Source organism: Kitasatospora sp. NPDC004531, assembly GCF_053602195.1.
Window position 1 is genome coordinate 26,573 of the sequence record NZ_JBSGDD010000066.1, and the last position, 17,610, is coordinate 44,182.

A 17,610-nucleotide genomic window follows, 5' to 3' on the forward strand; every position below is an offset into this window, starting at 1 on the left:
GTCATTGAGACCCGAACAGTAGCGGAGCGGAGCCCGTCAGCCGAGTTGGATCGAGCGCTTGGCCAGGCCCATCCAGAAGCCGTCGATGACGCTGCGCTGGTTGCCGAGGTCGGGTTCGGCGGCGCCGAGGGTGACGAAGAGCGGGGCGAAGTGCTCGGTGCGGGGGTGGGCGAGGCGGCCGGCGGGGGCCTTGTGCTCGAAGTCGAGGAGGGCGTCGAGGTCGTGGGCTTCGAGGGCGCGGCGGCCCCAGTCGTCGAACTCGGCCATCACGGAGGTGACCCGGCCGTCGGGGGAGAGCGCGCGCAGGTTGTGGGTGAAGAAGCCGGAGCCGACGATCAGGACGCCCTCGTCGCGCAGCGGGGCGAGCTTGCGGCCGATGGCGAGCAGGGCCTGCGGGTCGAGGGTGGGCAGCGAGATCTGCAGGACCGGGATGTCCGCGTCGGGGTACATCTCGACCAGCGGGACGTACGCGCCGTGGTCCAGGCCGCGGTCCGGTACGTCCTGCACGGGGGTGCCGGCGGTGCGCAGCAACTTGCGGACGGAGTCGGCGAGTTCGGGCGCGCCGGGGGCGGCGTACCGGACCTGGTAGTAGTGCTCGGGGAAGCCCCAGAAGTCGTACACCAGCGGGATGGTCCGCACCGCGCCGATCGCCAGCGGGGCTTCCTCCCAGTGCGCGGAGACCATCAGGATCGCCTTGGGCCGGGGCAGGTCGGCGGACCAGGCGGCGAGCTGGCCGGGCCAGATCGGGTCGTCGGCGAGCGGGGGCGCGCCGTGCGAGAGGTAGAGAGCGGGCATGCGCTCGGTCGCGGCGGTGCTCATGGGTCCGTCCTCCTGGCAGTCGTTCAAATTTGAACCCAACGCCCTCGACGGTACACCTGAGTTCAAATTTGAACAACCGGAGTAGGATGCGGAGCATGGACGAACCCCGCTGGCTCGACGACACCGAGATGGCCGCCTGGCGCGGATTCGTCGAGGCCACCAACCTGGTCGCCCGCCGCCTGGAGCGCCAGCTCAAGGACGACGCGGGGCTGTCGCACACCCAGTACGAGATCCTGGTGCAGCTGTCCGCCGCCCCGGAGGGCTCGCTGCGGATGACCGACCTGGCCGACCGGCTGGTCACCTCCAAGAGCGGCCTGACCTACCAGGTCACCCAGCTGGAGAAGGCGGGGCTGGTCGGCCGCCGCTCCTGCCCCAGCGACGTGCGCGGGGTGTTCGCCGAGCTCACCGAGCAGGGCTGGCAGGCGCTGCGGGCCGCCGCCCCGGGGCACGTCGCCGCCGTCCGCGAGACGCTGATCGACGTGCTCACCCCGAAGCAGCTCGCCGCGCTGGCCGACAGCCTCGGCACGGTGGCCGACCGGCTGCGCGCCGCCGACGCCTGACCGCGGCCGTCAGATCGTCGCCGCGCGGACGCAGAGCACGTCCGGCAGGTGCGAGGTGATCAGCGACCAGTTCTCGCCGCCGTCGGGCGAGCCGTACACCTCGCCGTTGCGGTTGCCGAAGTAGACGCCCGCCGGGTCGGCGTCGTCGGTGCACAGGGCGTCGCGCAGGACGACGCCGTAGTGGTTGCCGGACGGCAGGCCGGTCTCCAGGGGCTGCCAGGTCTCGCCCGCGTCGGTGGTGCGGAAGACCCGGCAGCGGCGGTCCACCGGCAGCCGGGCGTAGTCGGCGTCCAGCGGGAACAGGTACGCGGTGCCCGAGGTGTGCGGGTGGGCGGCCACGCCGAAGCCGAAGTCGGCGGGCAGGTCGCCGGAGATCGACTTCCAGGTGCGGCCGGAGTCGTCGCTGCGGTACACCCCGCCGTGGTTCTGCAGGTAGAGGCGGTCCGGGTCGGCCGCGTCCCGGGCGATCTTGTGCACGCACTGGCCGTACTCGGGGAACCGGTCCGGCAGGAAGTCCGCCCTGATGCCGGTGTTGGACGGCTCCCAGCCGCGACCGCCGTCCTCGGTGCGGTAGACGCCGCCGGAGGAGACCGCCACCGTCAGCACGTCGGGGTCGCGCGGGTCGGTGAGCACGGTGTGCATGCCCTGGCCGCCGAAGCCCGCGCCCCAGTGCTCGCGCTGCGGGTGGTCCCACAGGGCGTCGACCAGCTCGAAGGACTCGCCGCCGTCGGTGGAGCGGAACAGCGCGGCCGGCTCGGTGCCCGCGTACACCACGCCCGGCGCCTCCGGGCCGGCCGGCTGGAGCTGCCACACCCGCACCAGCGAGGCGCCCGTCCGCTCGGGGAAGCGCACGGCGGGCCGCGCGGGCTCCTGCCAGCTGGCGCCGAGGTCGTCCGAGCGGTGCACGGACGGGCCCCAGTGGCTGCTGTCCGCACCCACCAGCACCCTGACGCGCCCGTCCCGGCGGTCGATGCCCACCGAGTAGATCGCGTTCATCTGGAAGTGCGGCCCGGTGAACTCCCACCGCCCGCGGTCCGAACTGCGGCCCAGGAACAGGCCCTTCTGCGTGCCGACGGCCAGCAGGACATCCCGTACGTCGCTCATCGTGAACCATCCGGAACTCGGGGTGTGCGCGGTCCCGCAGCAGTCTCCTCCGGGCCCCCGACACGCGCACGGCAGCGCGCCGCGACCCGCCGCGGGTGCACGGTGGAATGGATGGCCCGCCCTCACGACCCGGTCCGGTTCCCGGACGGCAGGCCGGTTTCCAGGGGTTGCCAGGTGGTGGCGGAACCATCAAAGCGCTGAGGCGCGTTCGTCCAACTCGGCGACGCCGGCCACTCCGGGGAGTCGGGACAGTCGGGCACGCATGTCGTGCACCGCGTCCTCGATCTTGACGGAGCGGATTCCGTCGGAGCACTCCAGGAATTCGTGCCAAGCGGCGAGGGCTCCGTGTACGTCGTCCCGGCGAAGGCGGACGGTGCCGAGGTCGGCGAGGACGATCGCCCGGCTGCGGCGGCGGTCGAGGCCGTGGATGTCGAGGGCGTGGTGCAGGTGGTCCTGGGCGGCCTCGTAGTCGCCGAGCCGGGCGAGGATCATGCCGGAGTGGTGGGCCCACCGTCCGATGCTGAAGTGCGATGCCCAGGACTCCCCGGGCTCCAGCGCGGAGCGTTCGATGCTGGTCTGGGAGGCGGCCAGGTAGTGGGTTGCGGTGCGGCGGTCGCCGTCCTGGGCGGCGGCGTCGGACAGGGTGACCTGGTAATACGCCAGGGCCTTGGGGTCGTCGAGGTGCTTGGCCTCGTCGACGCAGGCTTCGGAGAGGCGGACGGCGGCAGCGCGGTGGCCGAGGTCGATGGCCTGGACGGCGAGGCCGCGCAGGGCGGTGGCGGAGAGTTCGGCGTCGCGGGCTTCGGCGGCCAGGCTGTAGGAGTGCGCGTAGTACTGCTGAGCGAGACCCTGGTTGCCTTCGTCCTGGGCCATCCACCCTGCGAGGTGGACGAGTTGAGCGGTAGCGGCGTACAGCTCGCGGCCGACGGCCTCGGTCCAGGTGCCGTTCAGCCAGCGGTCGACGTCGGCGTTGAGGTAGTGCACGACCAGGTGCCGGGCGTGGCCGCCGCCGAGTTCGGCGGCGGCGTCGCCGAGGGCCCGGGTCATCTGCCGGATCGCGGTGACCTCGCCGCGGCCGACGCGGACGGTGCCGCCGGCCTGGAGGCGTGTTCGCCGGGTGATGCTGTCGAGATCAGGCAGGCCGAGGGCTGCGAGTGCGTATCCGCTGGAGGCCGCGAGAAATTGCCGTCGTTCCACGTCGTTCCTTCCCAGCGCGAGGACTGAAGCCACCGTATCGCCAGGACGTGGATGCTCTTCGGCGATTGGCGATCCACCTGCCGCACCTGCCGGTTGGAGATCCAGAACGTCGATCAGGAACGGCATCCAGTACTTCGGGACGCGGCCTCCGCGCTCCCACCGGGAGACCTGATCACGCTGCGGCCCGGCCGCGCCCTTGCCCTCCGCAATGCCGAGTTCCTTCCCCAGGCGGCCTTGCGACCAGCCCTTCTTCGTCCTCGCGGACCTGATTGCCGCCCCGATCGCCTTGGCGTCGTCCGACACGGGTTCCCCTCCCCAGGTCGACACGGGCCGACAACTGGCCTACAGCCTGGCACCTGCCGCCCGAGCGTGCACAGCCGTTGACTGAGAGTCAGCCGCTCGGGGTGGTCCTGAACATCGCCGCCGTGACCATGCTCGGCATCGCCGTGCGCCACGGCGGGACCGCTGCCGTCGGCTCGCCGTCCGCCGCCGAACTGCCGGACAGCGTTCCGGCGGACGCCTGACCGGCCCTACCTCGCCCCAATGTTCTGGATGGGATTGCCATGAAACGCCGTGCAGCCATGATCGGCCTGGGCCACCAAGCCGTCGAAGACCACCTCCCGGGCCTGACCGAGGCCGGCAAGGCCGAACTCGTCGCGCTCTGCGACAGCGACCCCGACGCACTGCGGGCCCAGCAGCAGGCCTACCGGGCGCCCGGGTTCACCGACTTCCGGCAGATGCTGGACGAGGCGGAGCCGGACTTCGTGATCGTCGCGGTGCCGCACCACGTCGGCCGTCAGGTCGTCCAGGAGTGCGCCGCCCGGGGCGTCCACGTGCTCAAGGAGAAGCCCTTCGCCACCTCCCCGGAGGAGGCCAGGGAACTGGCGGAGATCTGCAAGCGCGGGCGGATCGAGCTGATGGTCGCCCTCCAGCGCCGCTTCAACCCGATCTGCACCAGCACCATCGGGCTCCTCGACCAGATCGGCACTCCGTTCCTGATCGACGGCCAGTACACCTTCCACACCGACCACCCCGAAGCCGGATGGCGGGGCGACGTCCGGCAGGCCGGCGGCGGCTGCATCATCGACATGGGCTACCACCTGATCGACCTGCTGCTGTGGTACTTCGGCCTGCCCGAGCGGATCATCGCCGAGTTCTCCACCGCCGCGCTGCCCGACGCGGACTACGACGCGGAGGACACCGCCGTCGTGCAGCTCGGCTACGACGGCGACCTCTACGGCTCCCTGCTGCTGTCCCGCTGGATGGCGCCGAAGACCGAACGCCTGAACGTCGTCGGCACCCGCGGCTCCGTCCTGCTGACCAAGGGAGTCGTCCAGCGCCTGAACCTGGACGGCACCGTGGTCGAGGAACTGAGGCGCCCGCACGCCCCGGCCGGCGCCGCGACCGCCCAGATCGACCACTTCTGCCGGGTCCTGGACGGTCAGCGCCCCAATACCTCCGGCCCCGACCAGCACCTCGCCCACGCCGCGTTCATCGCGTCCTGCTACCGCTCCAAGGCGGCCGGACGGTATGTCAACCCGAAGGAGATGCTGTGACCAGTACGCTCGCCCTGCTGGGCGGCTGGCCCGCCGTCACCGCCACCGGTCCGCACTTCCAGTGGCCGCCGATCGACGGCGGCACCCGCGCCAAGGTCGCCGCCCAGCTCGACACCGCGATCTCCCTCCCGGGTCGCTCCGGCATCGTCGCTGACCTGGAGGACGGCCTCCAGGAGTATTTCGGCGTCCGCCACGCGATCACCACCGCCTCGGGCACCTCCGCCCTGCACACCGCGTACTGGGCGGCGGGCGTCCGCCCCGGCGATGAGGTGATCGTTCCGGCCTGGACCTTCCACGCCACCGCTTCCCCGTTGTTCAGCCTCCGAGCGGTGCCGGTGTTGTGCGAGACCGGCCCGGACGGCAACATCGACCCGGCCCGGATCGAGGAGCTCGTCACCCCGCGCACCCGCGCGATCATGGTCACCCACCTGTGGGGACGGCCCGCAGACATGGCCGAGGTCATCACGGTGGCGAACACCCACGACCTGCTGGTTTTGGAGGACGGCTCGCACGCCCACGGCGCGAGCGTCGCGGGGCAGAAGGTCGGCACGTTCGGGCTGGCGTCGGCCTTCTCCCTCAACGGCCCGAAGCCGCTGTCGGGCGGCGAGGGCGGCTTCGTCCTCACCGACGACGACGAGACGTACTACCGCACCATCGCCTTCGCGCACTACAACAAGCGGGCCAGGGGCGAGATCCCGGAAGGCCATCCGCTCGCGCGGTACGCGGCCACCGGGGCCGGTCTCAAGCTCCGCATCCACCCCTTGGCCGCCGCTCTCGCCCACGACCAACTCCACCGCCTCGACAGCTACCTCGCCGGACGCGCGGAGATCGCCCGCTACCTCAGCCGGCAGCTGGCCGTCATCCCCGGTCTGGAGATCATGCCGATGCCCGAAGGGGTGATCCCGTCCTGGTACGGGTTGACGATCATCTACAAGCCGGACGAGCTCGGCGGTCTGCCGATCGACAGGTTCCACCGCGCGCTGGTCGCGGAGGGCGCCACCGAGTTCGACCGGCCCGGCTCCACCTGCCCGATGAACCTGTTGCCGCTGTACCAGCAGCCGCACCTGCTGTTCTCCGGCCACCCGCACTCCCACCGCCCGTACCGGGCCGGGGACTTCCCCGTCGCCGAACACACTCACGCGCACACGATCAAGCTCCCGGTCTGGCACCGTGAGGAGGATTTGGAGCTGGCCGAGCAGTACGTCCGCGCGGCCGTCAAGATCAGCGACCACCACAAGGAGCTGCTGTGATCGTCACCTCCCCCGAATTCGTGGCCGACCTGGCGGCCGCCGCCGAAGCTGACGGCGTCAGCGGCTTCGTCGCCGCGGCCGTCATCAGCCACGACGGCCGCACCCTGTTCGTCCGGCGCAACCCGGACGACTACATGGGCGGCCTGTGGGAGATCCCCTCCGGCACCGTCGAGGCCGACGAGAGCATCCTGGATGCCGTGCATCGCGAGACCGCTGAGGAGACCGGCCTCACCATCAGCGAGATCACCGGCTACCTCGGGCACTTCGACTACCGGAACAGCCGCGGCACCACCACGCGGCAGTTCAACTTCTCGGCGACCGTGGAGAAGACGGAGCCGGTGATCCTCACCGAGCACGACGCCTACCGATGGGCGCCGGCCGGCGATCTGCCCGAAGTGACCGAGTCGGTGAGGAGGTTGATCACCACCTGACCGGTCTCCGCGCCGGGTTCTGCGGCGCGGGGCACGGTGGAATGGATGGCCCGCGCAGATGGTTTATGATTCAACAAGACACCGACGGAGGAGAACCCCATGGCATCCACGATCGACCTGCGCCGCGCCGACCAGCGCTTCCACACCCGCGCCGGCTGGCTGGACTCCAAGCACTCCTTCTCGTTCTCCCACCACTGGGACCCGGCGAACACCCACTTCGGCCTGCTGCTGGTCTCCAACGACGACATCGTCGCCCCCGGCACCGGCTTCGAGACCCACCCCCACCGGGACATGGAGATCATCACCTGGGTGCTCGACGGCGGCCTGGTCCACCAGGACTCCGAGGGCCACAACGGCGTCATCTACCCGGGCCTCGCCCAGCGGATGAGCGCCGGCACCGGCATCCTGCACAGCGAGAAGAACGACTCCTGGACGCTCACCGGCGAGCCGCAGCACCAGGACCCGGTCCGCTTCATCCAGATGTGGACCATCCCGGACACCGCGGGCATCGTCCCCGGCTACGAGCAGCTCGACATCAACGACCAGCTCTCCCAGGGCGGTTGGACCACCCTCGCGTCCGGCATGAGCAAGCACGGCAACCAGCGGGCGATCGGCATCCGGCAGAAGCACGCCGCGCTGCACGTCGCCCGGATCCGCCCGAACGAGACCCTGGAACTCGCCACCGCCCCGTTCGTCCACCTCTTCGTGGCGCGCGGCGAGGCCGCCGTCGAAGGCGCCGGCCTGCTCCACGAGGGCGACGCGCTGCGCATCACCGGCGCCGAGGGCCAGCGGGTCACCGCCGGCCCGGAGGGCGCCGAGCTGCTCCAGTGGGAGATGACCGCCACCCTCAACTGACCCGGTCCGACCGGCCCGTCGAGCGGCAAACCAGCCGCCCGGCGGGCCTTTCGCGTGTCCGCGAACGCTGCGGAGTCGGGCGCGTACCCGCGAGGGCACGGCTGCGGCGGTCCGGCGGCGGGCATGACGAAGGGGCGCCGGGGGATACCCGGCGCCCCTTCTCGTCAACGGGCTTGCCGTAGGCGTCAGTTCTGCGAGGCCTTCTGCGCCGCCACGCCGGCGTGGACCTCGGCCATGTCGAGCTTGCGGGCCTGGCCGATCAGGTCTTCCAGGGCGGCTTCGGGGAGCGCGCCCGGCTGGGCGAAGACCAGGACGCCCTCGCGGATGATGGCCAGCGTCGGGATCGAGCGGATCTCGAACGCCGCCGCGAGCTCCTGCTGCGCCTCGGTGTCGACCTTCGCGAAGGTGATGTCCGGGTGCTTCTCGGCGGCCCGCTCGAAGACCGGCGCGAACTGGCGGCAGGGACCGCACCAGGCCGCCCAGAAGTCGATCAGGACGAACCCCTTGCCGTCCTCACCCTGGACCACCTCGTCGAAGTTGTCCTTGGTCAGTTCCACCGTGCTCATCGCCGCCACCTGCCTTCCACAGCCGGGTATCTCCGGAGCGGGCCCCGTTCGGACCCACGCCCGCCACAACCCCGCCACCTGCGGAACTATTCCGGGCACCCGGCTCGCACTGAACGTTCCGGGCCCGCCGTACGTACCCCCGGGCGAATCGGTCGAACCCCGGGTCGCCCCGGGCCGGCCGCCCCCTCCCCGACGGGAGCACCCCCATGACCACCACCGGCAGCACGCTCCACCGCCGCCGCCTCACCCTGTTCGCCGCCGGCGCGCTGGCCTCCGCCGCCCTGGTCGCCGGCTGCGGCAGCAGCGGCAGCGGCTCGTCCTCGGCGGCGCACACCGGCAGCCAGACCCAGGCCACGCTGATGACCGCGCACAACGGCACCCTCGGGACGCTGGTCACCGACGGGCAGGGCTTCACCCTGTACCGCTTCGACCGGGACACCAACAACCCGTCGGCGTCGCACTGCACCGGCTCCTGCGCCACCCTGTGGCCGCCCGAACTCACCACCGGCAGCGGCGCGCCCGCCCTCAAGGGCATCGACAGCAAGCTGGTCTCCACCGTCACCCGCGACGACGGCACCCGTCAAGTCACCCTGAACGGCTGGCCGTTGTACCGCTACACCCCGGACACCAAGCCCGGCCAGACCAACGGCCAGGGCGTCGACGGCACCTGGTTCGCGGCCACCCCGACCGGCGAGAAGGCGATGCCGGGCGCCGCCCCGAGCATGCCGTCCGGCGGCGGGTACTGAGGCGGGTACCGAACGGGCGAAACACCGTGCAGCGGACGGCGGCAGGGCCGGGGCGGGCGCGGCCCCGCGCCGCGCACCCGTCGTCCCCGATCGACCGGGCCCGGCGCCCGCGCGAGGATGGCGCCGTGGCCGAGCACCCCCGCACCACCGGTCACGACGACGCGGCGGCCGGGCGCCCCGCCGGACGCCCCACCGGCCCCGCCGCCGAGGACCGGCTGATGCGCGCCCTGTACCGCGAACACGCCCGCCCGCTGTACGGGATGGTGCTGCACCTGGTCGGCGGCGACCGCCAGCGCGCCGAGGACGTCGTCCAGGAGACCCTGGTCCGCGCCTGGCGGCACCTCGACCGGCTCGACACCGACGGCCGCAGCCTGCGGCCCTGGCTGGCCACCGTCGCCCGGCGGATCGTCATCGACGGCCGGCGCGGGCGGCGGGCCCGGCCCCGCGAAGTCCCCGACGGCGAACTGGAACGGATCCCCGCCGAGGACGAGCTCGACCGGGTGCTGCGGCTGATGACCCTCACCGACGCGCTCGGCTCGCTGTCCGAGGCGCACCGCGCCGCGATCACCGAGACCTACCTGCGCGGACGCACCGCCACCGAGGCCGCCGCCGTCCTCGGCGTGCCGCCCGGCACCGTCCGCTCCCGGCTGCACTACGCCCTGCGAGCCCTCCGGCTCGCCCTGGAGGAACGGGGAGTGACACCATGACCACCCCCGACCACGGGCCCGGCCCGCACGGCGACCTGGCCGCCCACCTGCTCGGCGCGCTCGAACCCGAGCGGGAGGCCCGGTTCGCCGCGCACCTCGCGCACTGCCCGCGCTGCACCGCCGAGGCTGCCGAGCTGGCCCCCGTCACCGCGCTGCTGGCCGAACTCGCGCCCGCCGCAGGCCGGGACGCCGCGCCGCCCGAGCCGCCGCCCGAGCTGCTGGACCGGCTGGCCGGCCAGGTGGCGGCCGAACGGCGGCGCGCCAAGGTGCGGCGGCTGGTCCTGGCCGCCGTCGCGGCGATCCTCGCGCTGGGCGGCCCCGCCGTCACCTGGGCGCTCACCGAAGGGCCCCAAGTCGCCGCCGTGGCACAGCAGTTCAGCGCCACCGACGCGGCCACCGGGGTATCCGCCACGGTCGGCGTGGACCCCGCCGCCTGGGGCAGCCGGATCACCCTCGACCTCGGGCACCTGTCCGGCCCGCAGAGCTGCACGCTGGTCGCCGTCGGCACGGACGGCTCGCGGCAGACCGTCACCAGCTGGACCGTCCCCGCCACCGGCTACGGCGCCACCACCGGGCTGCGCACCGGCGGCGGCACCGGGCTCGCCCCGTCCGCGATCGCCCGCTTCGAGGTGCACTCCGGTGCCGCCGTCCTGGTCACCGTCCCCGCCCGGCGGTGAACACCCCGGCGCGGCACACTGGGGATGAGGAGGCCACGCGGGCCCGGGAGTGACCTGCCGCGGGTCGCGTGGACGGCCGAGATGCATCCCATTCCCCTGCTCTGCCCGCGCTGCGGCGAGCCGCAGCAGGTCGTCCACATCGACGACCCGCACCACCCGATCCGGGTGGTGCACACGGAGACCGGCCGCGAGGACTGCGAACCGGCCCCCGGCAACGGCGGGCCCGCGCCCGCGAACCCGCCGGAACGCTGAACACCCTGCACCCACCCCGGGAGGTGGCGGCCATGAAGACACTGGTCGGATGGCACATCGAGATGGAATTCGAGGAGGACGGCAACCGCACCAGAGCCGCGGCCATGGTCCGCCTCGGCGACGGGACGGAGCTGCGCGCGCACGGCTACTCCACCCGCCACCACTCCGACAGCCCGCAGCTGCGGGTCGGCGAGGAGGTCGCCGGGGCGCGCGCCCTGAACGACCTCGCCATGCAACTGCTCACCAAGGCCCACAAGGAGGTCGGGCAGCCCGAATGACCCCGGCCGGGGCCGCCCGACCGGCCCTCAGACCTCGGTCAGCGGCACCGCCGGATCGCCCAACCGCTCCGGGTCCACCGCGCGCCCGGAGCGGACCAGCTCGCGGATCGGATCGGTCACGTCCCACACGTTGACGTTCATCCCCGCCAGTACCTTGCCGCCGGACAGCCAGAACGCGATGAACTCCCGCCCGGCGACGTCGCCGCGGAACACCACCCGGTCGTAGCCGCCGGGCTCCACCCAGCCGGTGTACTCCATGCCCAGGTCGTACTGGTCGGTGAAGAAGTACGGGACGCGGTCGTAGCTGGTGTCCTTGCCGAGCATCGCGGCCGCGGCGACGGCCGGCTGATTGAGCGCGTTCGCCCAGTGCTCGACCCTGATCGGCTTCCCGAACAGCGGATGGAAAGCGTTTGCCACGTCGCCCGCCGCGAAGATGTCCGGGTCCGAGGTGGCCAGGTGCTGGTCGGTGCGGACGCCGTTGTCGACGGCCAGCCCCGCGGCTTTCGCCAGCGCGGTGTTCGGGCTGATGCCGACGCCGACCAGCAGCACGTCCGCCGGGACGGTGGTGCCGTCGGCCAGCCGCACCCCGTCCGCCCGCAGCTCCTCGACCTTGGCGCCGAACCGCAGGTCCACGCCGTGCTCGCGGTGCAGATCGGCGAAGACCTGCGCCACCTCGCGCCCGAGGACGCGCAGCAGCGGCAGTTCGAGCGCCTCCAGCACGGTGACCTCCGCGCCGGCGGTGCGGGCCGCGGCCGCCGCCTCCAGGCCGATCCAGCCCGCGCCGACGATCACCACCCGGGCGCCGGGCTTGAACGCCTCCCGCAGGCCCTCGCTGTCGCCGACCCGCCGCAGCGTCCGCACGAACTCCCCGTCGCCGCCGGGCACGGGCAGCCGGCGCGGCGAGGAGCCGGTGGCCAGCAGCAGCTTCGAGTACGGCAGCCGCGAACCGTCCTCCAGCGTCACGGTGTGCGCCGCCGGGTCGATCGCGGTGGCCGCGACGCCCAGCCGCAGCGTGACGTCGTGCTGCCGGTACCAGTCGGCGGGGTGGACGTAGATCTTCTCCCGCTCCTCCTTGCCGAGCAGGTACCCCTTGGACAGCGGGGGCCGCTCGTACGGTCGTTCGTGCTCGTCGCCGACCAGGGTGATCGGCCCGCCGTAGCCTTCCGCACGCAACGCCTCGGCCGCCTTCGCCCCGGCCAGGCTCGCCCCGATGATCACGATTCCGGTATCCATGCCCCATCTCCTTCCCGCCATCCGGCGTCCCCAGACCATGGCACCGGGAGGGGATGCACGGCGGGATCGGCACCGGTTCGAGGGCGTGGCCGGGATGGCGGGTGACGGGGGCTGGGGGCGTGGCCGGGATGGCGGGTGACGGGGGCTGGGGGCGTGGCCGGGATGGCGGGTGACGGGGGCCGGGGGGCGGGTGATTGGGGTGCCGGGGGCGGGGAATCCGCTGGGCGGCCGTCCGCGAGGCGGAGCGGGGTGGGGCGGGGGTGGCGGCCTAGGCTGGGGCGGGTCCGGCCGGTGGTGGTCGGGGCGGTGGTGAAGGGAGCCCGAGGGATGGTGGCGGAGCGAACGGCCACGGTGCGTTGTGTGCCCGCGGTGCCGTGCTGGGCGGGCCTGACGGTCCGCGACATGGACGCCGCGCAGCGGTTCTACGGGCCGCTGCTGGGTTGGGAGTTCGTGCCGGGCCCGGACCGCTGGGGCCCGTACGTGCGCGCCACCGTCGACGGGGTCGAGGTCGCCGGGCTCAGCCAACTCGGCGCGGACTGGGAGCGCCCGGTCGCCTGGACCACCTACTTCGGCATCGAGAGCGCCGACCGTGCCGCCGACGGCGTCCGCGAGCGCGGCGGCACGCTGGCCGTCGGCCCGCTGGCGTTCGACGCGGGCCGGGTGGCGCTGGCCGCCGACCCGTTCGGCGCGACCTTCGGGATCTGGGAGGGCGAGCCCGGCGAGGACGACACCTGGATGTCCGCCCCCGGCGCGCCCGCCTGGATCGAGCTGCGCACCGCCGACCCGTTCGCGGCGGCGCTGTTCTACGGCGAGGTGTTCCGCTGGGACGGCCGCGACCCGGCCGAGTTCGAGGTCCGGTACGAGGACGAGCGCGTCGTGCTGCGCTCCGAGGGCCGCAGTGTGGCCGCGCTGCGGCCCGCGCACGACCTCGCCCCGCACTGGGAGGTGTTCTTCTCGGTCGCCGACACCGACGCCACCGCCCACCGCGCCACCGCCCTGGGCGGCCGCGTCCTGGACGGCCCGGCCGACTCCCCGTTCGGCCGGGTGGCCCGCCTGGCCGACCCGGAGGGCGGGCGGTTCTCGGTCCTCGCGCCCGCTCGTTGAGGCCTGCCGCTCAAGGGAGTTGACGCACCGGCGGGGCCGTGTGGGCGAACAGCCGGTGCAGCGCCGCCGGCAGCTCGTCGGGGTGGGCGACGGGGCGGTGGAAGTCGAAGCGGACGTCCAGCGGGGTGCCGCCGAGCAGGCGCAGGCGCAGGCCGCGGCGGTCGAGGGCGACGGGGCGGGCCTCGCGGAGCGGCCCCTGGGCGGGCCGGTCGGCCGACGCGCGGGCGGCGAGCAGCAGGAGCTGGTCGGCGTGCGCGGCGGCCAGGTGCTGGAGCAGGCGGGTCTCGTCGGCGGCGACCGGGTCGGCCTCGGCGGCGGCCAGTTCGGCGGGGTCGACGCAGCACTCGGAGCCCCACAGGTCGTCCAGCGCCAGGTGGTCGATGTCCAGCCGCAGCAGCACGCCCTCGCCGGCGGGCGGGGTCTCGGCGGGGCAGCGGCTGAGCCGGCCCCGGACGCGGAGCCGGCCGCGGACGCGGTGCGGCACGGCGACGGGGGCGACGTCCACGCAGTCGAGCTCGGCGGTGAGCGGGGTGCGGGCCAGGGCGGTGATCCGGTGCAGGGCGGATTCGCGGCCGACCCGGACGGCCACCGACCCGTCCGGGCGCAGCGTGCAGGCGACCTGCGGGGGCAGGCCGGGGCGGGCGGTGAGGTCGGCGCCGGAGATGTCCAGGACGGCGGAGGAGGCGAACTCCAGCAGGGTGCGGGCGCGTTCGGCGGCGGTGGGGGCGGGCGAGCGGCGGGCGGACTGGGGCAGCACGAGGAGCCTCCTTCTTGCTTAGGTGAGGCTAACCTAAGTCAATCGGGGGACGGGCGTCCAACGCGACGCGGGCTCAGCTCTCGGTCGTGACGTCCTCGACCGTGACGTCCTCGACCGCGGCGGCCGGCGCGCCCAGCATGCGCAGCACCAGCTGGCCGTAGCGGCGGCCGAGTTCCTCCGGGGACTCGCTGCTGCGCTCGGTGTACCAGCGCGAGACGTCGATGCCCAGGGAGGTGACGGCGCGGGCGGCGGTGCGCTGGTCGGGCACCTGGAAGACGCCCTCCGACACCCCTCGGGCGATGATCCGCAGCACCGTCTCCTCGATCCGGATGCGCAGTTCGGCGACGGCTGCGAAGTCCTCCTCGGGCAGCGCGTGCAGCTCGTGGTTGACGATCCGCCCGACCGTGTGGCCGCGGGCGTGCCAGGTGGTGAAGGACTCCGCCAGGGCGCGCATCTGCGACAGCGGGTCGGCGGCGGAGGCCTCGGCCTGCTCCACCAGCTCCAGCGTCGCCCGGTGGCCGGTGCGGGAGATCTCGGCGAGCAGGGCCGCCTTGGAGGGGTAGTGGATGTACAGCGCGGCGGGGCTCATGCCGGCGGCGGTGGCGATGTCCCGGGTGGTGGTGGCGTGGTAGCCGCGCCGGGCGAAGGAGTCCACGGCGGCCAGCAGCAGCCGCCGTGCCGCCTCGGTGCGCTCCCCGGGCCAGAGGGCGGCGGTCGCTGGGTCGTTCATGGGGGCAATCCTCGCAGATGGTTCGGGCCGGTCGGGGCGGCGCCGGACGGGGTGGACTGTTGACAGTGTCGCCCGCCGCCAAGATGCTAAGCAAGCGCTTAGTCAAGCCGTCGGCCGGAGCACCGGCGTCGGCATGCGGCGAGCGGAACCATCCCTGGCAGCACATCCGAGAGGTACGGCGATGACAGTGTCGTTCAAGGGCAAGGTGGCGGTGGTCACCGGAGCGAGCCGCGGCATCGGCCTCGGCATCGCGCGCGAACTGGTGCAGCGCGGCGCGAAGGTCTGCATCACCGCCCGCACCCAGCAGACCCTGGACGAGGCGGTGCGCGAACTCGGCGGCCCCGACCACGCGTTGGCGGTGGCCGGCAAGTCCGACGACCCCGCGCACCAGGAGGAGGCCGTCACCCGGGTGCTGGAGACCTTCGGCCGCCTCGACCTGCTGGTCAACAACACCGGCATCAACCCGATCTACGGCCCGGTGCTGGACACCGACCCGGTCGCCGCCGCGAAGATCCTCGCCGTCAACGTGCTCGCCCCGCTCGCCTGGACCCGCCGCGCGCACGCCGCCTGGATGGGCGAGCACGGTGGCGCGGTGGTCAACGTCGCCTCCATCGCGGGCATCCGCGCCTCCAACGGCATCGGCATGTACGGCGTCTCCAAGGCCGCCCTGATGCGGCTCACCATGGAACTCGCCTCCGAACTCGGCCCCGACATCCGGGTCAACGCCGTCGCCCCCGGCGTGGTCAAGACCCGCTTCGCCGAAGCCCTGTACGAGGGCCGCGAGGAGAAGGTCGCCCGCGCCTACCCGCTCGGCCGCCTCGGCCTGCCCGAGGACGTGGCCGGCGCGGTCGCCTTCCTGCTCTCCGAGGACGCCGGCTGGATCACCGGCCAGACCCTGGTGGTGGACGGCGGCGTCACCCTCGGCGGCGGGCTGTGAGCCAACTCCCGTCCGCCGAAGCCGAGTTCGCGGGAATCGGCGCGGTCGTCACCGGCGCCGGCCACGGCATCGGAGCGGCCCTGGCCCGGGCGCTGACCGCCGCCGGCGCCCGCGTCGTGGTCAACGACCTCGACCCGGACGCCGCGCACGCCGTCGCCGCCGAACTCGGCGCGCACCCCGCCCCCGGCGACGCCGCGAGCGCCGAGGGCGTCGCCGCCCTGCTCGACGCCGCCCGCGCCCACCTCGGCGCCGTCGACCTGTACTGCGCCAACGCGGGCGTCGCCACCACCGGCGGCCCCGACGCCACGCCCGAGGCCTGGGAACAGGCCTGGCAGGTCAACGTGCTCGGCCACGTCCGCGCCAGCCGCCTGCTGCTCCCCGACTGGCTGGAACGCGGCCGCGGCCGCTTCCTGGCCACCGTCTCCGCCGCCGGGCTGCTCACCATGCTCGGCTCCGCCCCGTACGCCGTCACCAAGCACGGCGCGCTGGCCTACGCCGAATGGCTGTCCGCGACCTACCGGCACCGCGGCGTCCAGGTGCACGCGCTGTGCCCGCAGGGCGTGCGGACCAGGATGCTGGACGGCACCGGCGCGCACGGGCAGGTGCTGCTCGCACCCACCGCGATCGAGCCGGAGGACGTCGCGCGGGCCGCGCTGCGGGGCATGGCGGCGGGCGAGTTCCTGATCCTGCCGCACCCCGAGGTGGCCGGCCACTACGCGGCCCGCGCCACCGCCCCCGACCGCTGGCTGCACGGCATGAACCGGCTCCAGCGGCAGATCGAGGCCCGGGAGGAGACCCGATGAGAGCCTGGCAGATCGCCGAACTCGGCGCCCCGCTGGACGTGATGAAGCTGGTGGAGGACGCCGAGCTGCCCGTCCCCGGCGACGGGCAGCTGCTGGTCCGGGTCCGGGCCGCGGCCGTCAACTTCCCGGACGCGCTGATGGCCGCCGGCCGCTACCAGGTGCGCCCGCCGCTGCCGTACACCCCGGGCGTGGAACTCTGCGGCGAGGTCGTCGAGGGCCCGCGCGCCGGTGAACGCCTCATCGGCACCGCCGAGTTGCCCGCCGGCGCGTTCGCCGAGCACGCGCTGATGAACGCCGCCGCCGCACTGCCCGCCCCCGGGAGCCTGGACGACGCCGAGGCGTCCGCGCTGCTGATCGCCTACCAGACCGCCTGGTTCGCGCTGCACCGCCGGGCCCGCCTCGCCCCCGGCGAGACGCTGCTGGTGCACGCGGCGGCCGGCGGCGTCGGCAGCGCCGCCGTGCAACTCGGCAAGGCCGCCGGGGCGTTCGTCGTCGCCGTCGTCGGCGGGCCGGAAAAGGCCGCCGCGGCCCGGGAGTTGGGCGCCGACCTGGTGATCGACCGGAAGGCCGAGGACTTTCCCGCCGCCGTCCGGGCCGCCACCGGCGGGCGCGGCGCGGACGTGGTCTTCGACCCGGTCGGCGGCGACGCCTACACCGGCTCCACCAAGTGCGTCGCCTTCGAGGGCCGGATCGTGGTGGTCGGCTTCGCCTCCGGCGAGATCCCCGCCCCGCCGCTCGGCCACGCCCTGGTGAAGAACTACTCGGTGCTGGGCCTGTATTGGGGCCTGTACGCGACCAAGGACCCGCAGGCCGTGCTCGACTGCCACGAAGCGCTGACGGCCCTCGCCGCCACCGGCGTGCTGCGCCCGCTGATCTCCGCGCGCGTCCCGCTGGCCGGCGCCGCCGAGGCCGTGCACCGGGTGGCCGCCGGAGCCAGCACCGGCCGGATCGTCGTGCTGCCGTAACTGCCGTGCGGGGGCGGCCGGTTCGGCACCGGCCGCCCTCGCTCAGCGCGGTGAGGTCCGGCGCGCCCATGGTGATGGCGGCC

Annotated in this window: 22 protein-coding genes; 15 read left to right on the forward strand and 7 right to left on the reverse strand. The window is 73.7% G+C overall.

The features are described 5' to 3' along the window. Positions 1 to 36: 36 nt before the first annotated feature. The gene (locus ACWEMJ_RS23965; protein ID WP_452139160.1) at positions 37 to 819 is read right to left on the reverse strand and encodes a dioxygenase family protein; all 783 of its coding nucleotides are present in this window, start codon (positions 817 to 819) and stop codon (positions 37 to 39) included. 95 nt (positions 820 to 914) lie between these two features. Between ACWEMJ_RS23965 and ACWEMJ_RS23970 the strand changes: the two genes are divergently transcribed. Continuing rightward, the gene (locus tag ACWEMJ_RS23970; protein WP_452139161.1) at positions 915 to 1,379 is read left to right on the forward strand and encodes a MarR family winged helix-turn-helix transcriptional regulator; all 465 of its coding nucleotides are present in this window, start codon (positions 915 to 917) and stop codon (positions 1,377 to 1,379) included. 9 nt (positions 1,380 to 1,388) lie between these two features. Here ACWEMJ_RS23970 and ACWEMJ_RS23975 read toward each other — a convergent pair whose 3' ends face one another. Then, complete coding sequence (locus ACWEMJ_RS23975) at positions 1,389 to 2,483, reverse strand: WD40/YVTN/BNR-like repeat-containing protein (protein WP_452139162.1); 1,095 nt, start codon at positions 2,481 to 2,483, stop codon at positions 1,389 to 1,391. A 189-nt stretch (positions 2,484 to 2,672) separates the two neighbouring features. Further along, positions 2,673 to 3,680, reverse strand: a complete 1,008-nt coding sequence (locus tag ACWEMJ_RS23980; RefSeq protein ID WP_452139163.1) for a tetratricopeptide repeat protein — start codon at positions 3,678 to 3,680, stop codon at positions 2,673 to 2,675. A 380-nt stretch (positions 3,681 to 4,060) separates the two neighbouring features. On the opposite strand from ACWEMJ_RS23980, the gene ACWEMJ_RS23985 reads away from it, so the two are divergent. The 5 genes from ACWEMJ_RS23985 to ACWEMJ_RS24005 all read left to right on the forward strand — a co-directional run bounded on the left by ACWEMJ_RS23985 (position 4,061) and on the right by ACWEMJ_RS24005 (position 7,772). Continuing rightward, on the forward strand, positions 4,061 to 4,204 hold the full coding sequence (locus ACWEMJ_RS23985) for a hypothetical protein (protein WP_452139164.1): 144 nt from the start codon (positions 4,061 to 4,063) through the stop codon (positions 4,202 to 4,204). Positions 4,205 to 4,243: 39 nt separating this feature from the next. Continuing rightward, complete coding sequence (locus ACWEMJ_RS23990; protein WP_452139165.1) at positions 4,244 to 5,236, forward strand: Gfo/Idh/MocA family protein; 993 nt, start codon at positions 4,244 to 4,246, stop codon at positions 5,234 to 5,236. After that, positions 5,233 to 6,486: a DegT/DnrJ/EryC1/StrS family aminotransferase gene (locus ACWEMJ_RS23995; protein ID WP_452139166.1), complete on the forward strand. Its 1,254-nt coding sequence runs from the start codon at positions 5,233 to 5,235 to the stop codon at positions 6,484 to 6,486. The genes ACWEMJ_RS23990 and ACWEMJ_RS23995 overlap by 4 nt, the downstream gene beginning before the upstream one ends. Continuing rightward, entirely contained in the window at positions 6,483 to 6,917 is a 435-nt protein-coding gene (locus ACWEMJ_RS24000; RefSeq protein WP_452139167.1) for an NUDIX hydrolase, read from the forward strand. The genes ACWEMJ_RS23995 and ACWEMJ_RS24000 overlap by 4 nt, the downstream gene beginning before the upstream one ends. A gap of 99 nt (positions 6,918 to 7,016) precedes the next feature. After that, entirely contained in the window at positions 7,017 to 7,772 is a 756-nt protein-coding gene (locus ACWEMJ_RS24005; protein ID WP_452139168.1) for a pirin family protein, read from the forward strand. A gap of 185 nt (positions 7,773 to 7,957) precedes the next feature. On the opposite strand, the gene trxA is transcribed toward ACWEMJ_RS24005, so the two are convergent. Beyond that, positions 7,958 to 8,338 (reverse strand): thioredoxin, encoded by a 381-nt coding sequence (gene trxA, locus ACWEMJ_RS24010; protein ID WP_452139169.1) that lies wholly within the window; start codon positions 8,336 to 8,338, stop codon positions 7,958 to 7,960. Between the two features lie 206 nt (positions 8,339 to 8,544). Between trxA and ACWEMJ_RS24015 the strand changes: the two genes are divergently transcribed. The 5 genes from ACWEMJ_RS24015 to ACWEMJ_RS24035 all read left to right on the forward strand — a co-directional run bounded on the left by ACWEMJ_RS24015 (position 8,545) and on the right by ACWEMJ_RS24035 (position 10,998). Next, positions 8,545 to 9,084 (forward strand): hypothetical protein, encoded by a 540-nt coding sequence (locus ACWEMJ_RS24015; protein WP_452139170.1) that lies wholly within the window; start codon positions 8,545 to 8,547, stop codon positions 9,082 to 9,084. A gap of 125 nt (positions 9,085 to 9,209) precedes the next feature. After that, positions 9,210 to 9,791 carry a sigma-70 family RNA polymerase sigma factor gene (locus tag ACWEMJ_RS24020; protein WP_452139171.1) on the forward strand — a complete coding sequence of 194 codons (582 nt, stop codon included), beginning with the start codon at positions 9,210 to 9,212 and terminating at the stop codon, positions 9,789 to 9,791. Beyond that, positions 9,788 to 10,468 carry an anti-sigma factor family protein gene (locus ACWEMJ_RS24025; RefSeq protein WP_452139172.1) on the forward strand — a complete coding sequence of 227 codons (681 nt, stop codon included), beginning with the start codon at positions 9,788 to 9,790 and terminating at the stop codon, positions 10,466 to 10,468. Before ACWEMJ_RS24020 ends, ACWEMJ_RS24025 begins: the two co-directional genes overlap by 4 nt. Positions 10,469 to 10,549: 81 nt before the next feature. Beyond that, complete coding sequence (locus ACWEMJ_RS24030; RefSeq protein ID WP_452139173.1) at positions 10,550 to 10,720, forward strand: hypothetical protein; 171 nt, start codon at positions 10,550 to 10,552, stop codon at positions 10,718 to 10,720. A gap of 32 nt (positions 10,721 to 10,752) precedes the next feature. Next, positions 10,753 to 10,998 carry a DUF1876 domain-containing protein gene (locus ACWEMJ_RS24035; protein ID WP_452139174.1) on the forward strand — a complete coding sequence of 82 codons (246 nt, stop codon included), beginning with the start codon at positions 10,753 to 10,755 and terminating at the stop codon, positions 10,996 to 10,998. A 27-nt stretch (positions 10,999 to 11,025) separates the two neighbouring features. Here the strand turns inward: ACWEMJ_RS24035 and ACWEMJ_RS24040 are convergent, their stop codons facing one another. After that, positions 11,026 to 12,231: an NAD(P)/FAD-dependent oxidoreductase gene (locus ACWEMJ_RS24040; RefSeq protein ID WP_452139175.1), complete on the reverse strand. Its 1,206-nt coding sequence runs from the start codon at positions 12,229 to 12,231 to the stop codon at positions 11,026 to 11,028. 360 nt (positions 12,232 to 12,591) lie between these two features. Here ACWEMJ_RS24040 and ACWEMJ_RS24045 point away from each other — a divergent pair, with 360 nt between their 5' ends. Then, complete coding sequence (locus ACWEMJ_RS24045) at positions 12,592 to 13,335, forward strand: VOC family protein (RefSeq protein ID WP_452139176.1); 744 nt, start codon at positions 12,592 to 12,594, stop codon at positions 13,333 to 13,335. A 10-nt stretch (positions 13,336 to 13,345) separates the two neighbouring features. On the opposite strand, the gene ACWEMJ_RS24050 is transcribed toward ACWEMJ_RS24045, so the two are convergent. Both ACWEMJ_RS24050 and ACWEMJ_RS24055 read right to left on the reverse strand, forming a co-directional pair. Further along, entirely contained in the window at positions 13,346 to 14,092 is a 747-nt protein-coding gene (locus ACWEMJ_RS24050) for a DUF2470 domain-containing protein (RefSeq protein ID WP_452139177.1), read from the reverse strand. Positions 14,093 to 14,165: 73 nt separating this feature from the next. Then, positions 14,166 to 14,822 (reverse strand): TetR/AcrR family transcriptional regulator, encoded by a 657-nt coding sequence (locus tag ACWEMJ_RS24055; RefSeq protein ID WP_452139178.1) that lies wholly within the window; start codon positions 14,820 to 14,822, stop codon positions 14,166 to 14,168. Between the two features lie 181 nt (positions 14,823 to 15,003). Between ACWEMJ_RS24055 and ACWEMJ_RS24060 the strand changes: the two genes are divergently transcribed. From ACWEMJ_RS24060 to ACWEMJ_RS24070, 3 genes are read left to right on the forward strand one after another with little or no spacing between them, the layout of a single operon-like run. After that, positions 15,004 to 15,759 (forward strand): SDR family oxidoreductase, encoded by a 756-nt coding sequence (locus ACWEMJ_RS24060; RefSeq protein ID WP_452139179.1) that lies wholly within the window; start codon positions 15,004 to 15,006, stop codon positions 15,757 to 15,759. After that, a complete protein-coding gene (locus ACWEMJ_RS24065; RefSeq protein ID WP_452139180.1) occupies positions 15,756 to 16,562 on the forward strand; it encodes an SDR family oxidoreductase in 807 nt (268 codons plus the stop codon). Before ACWEMJ_RS24060 ends, ACWEMJ_RS24065 begins: the two co-directional genes overlap by 4 nt. Beyond that, positions 16,559 to 17,527, forward strand: coding sequence for an NADPH:quinone oxidoreductase family protein (locus tag ACWEMJ_RS24070; RefSeq protein ID WP_452139181.1), 969 nt, complete (start codon positions 16,559 to 16,561; stop codon positions 17,525 to 17,527). The genes ACWEMJ_RS24065 and ACWEMJ_RS24070 overlap by 4 nt, the downstream gene beginning before the upstream one ends. Positions 17,528 to 17,610 lie beyond the last annotated feature (83 nt).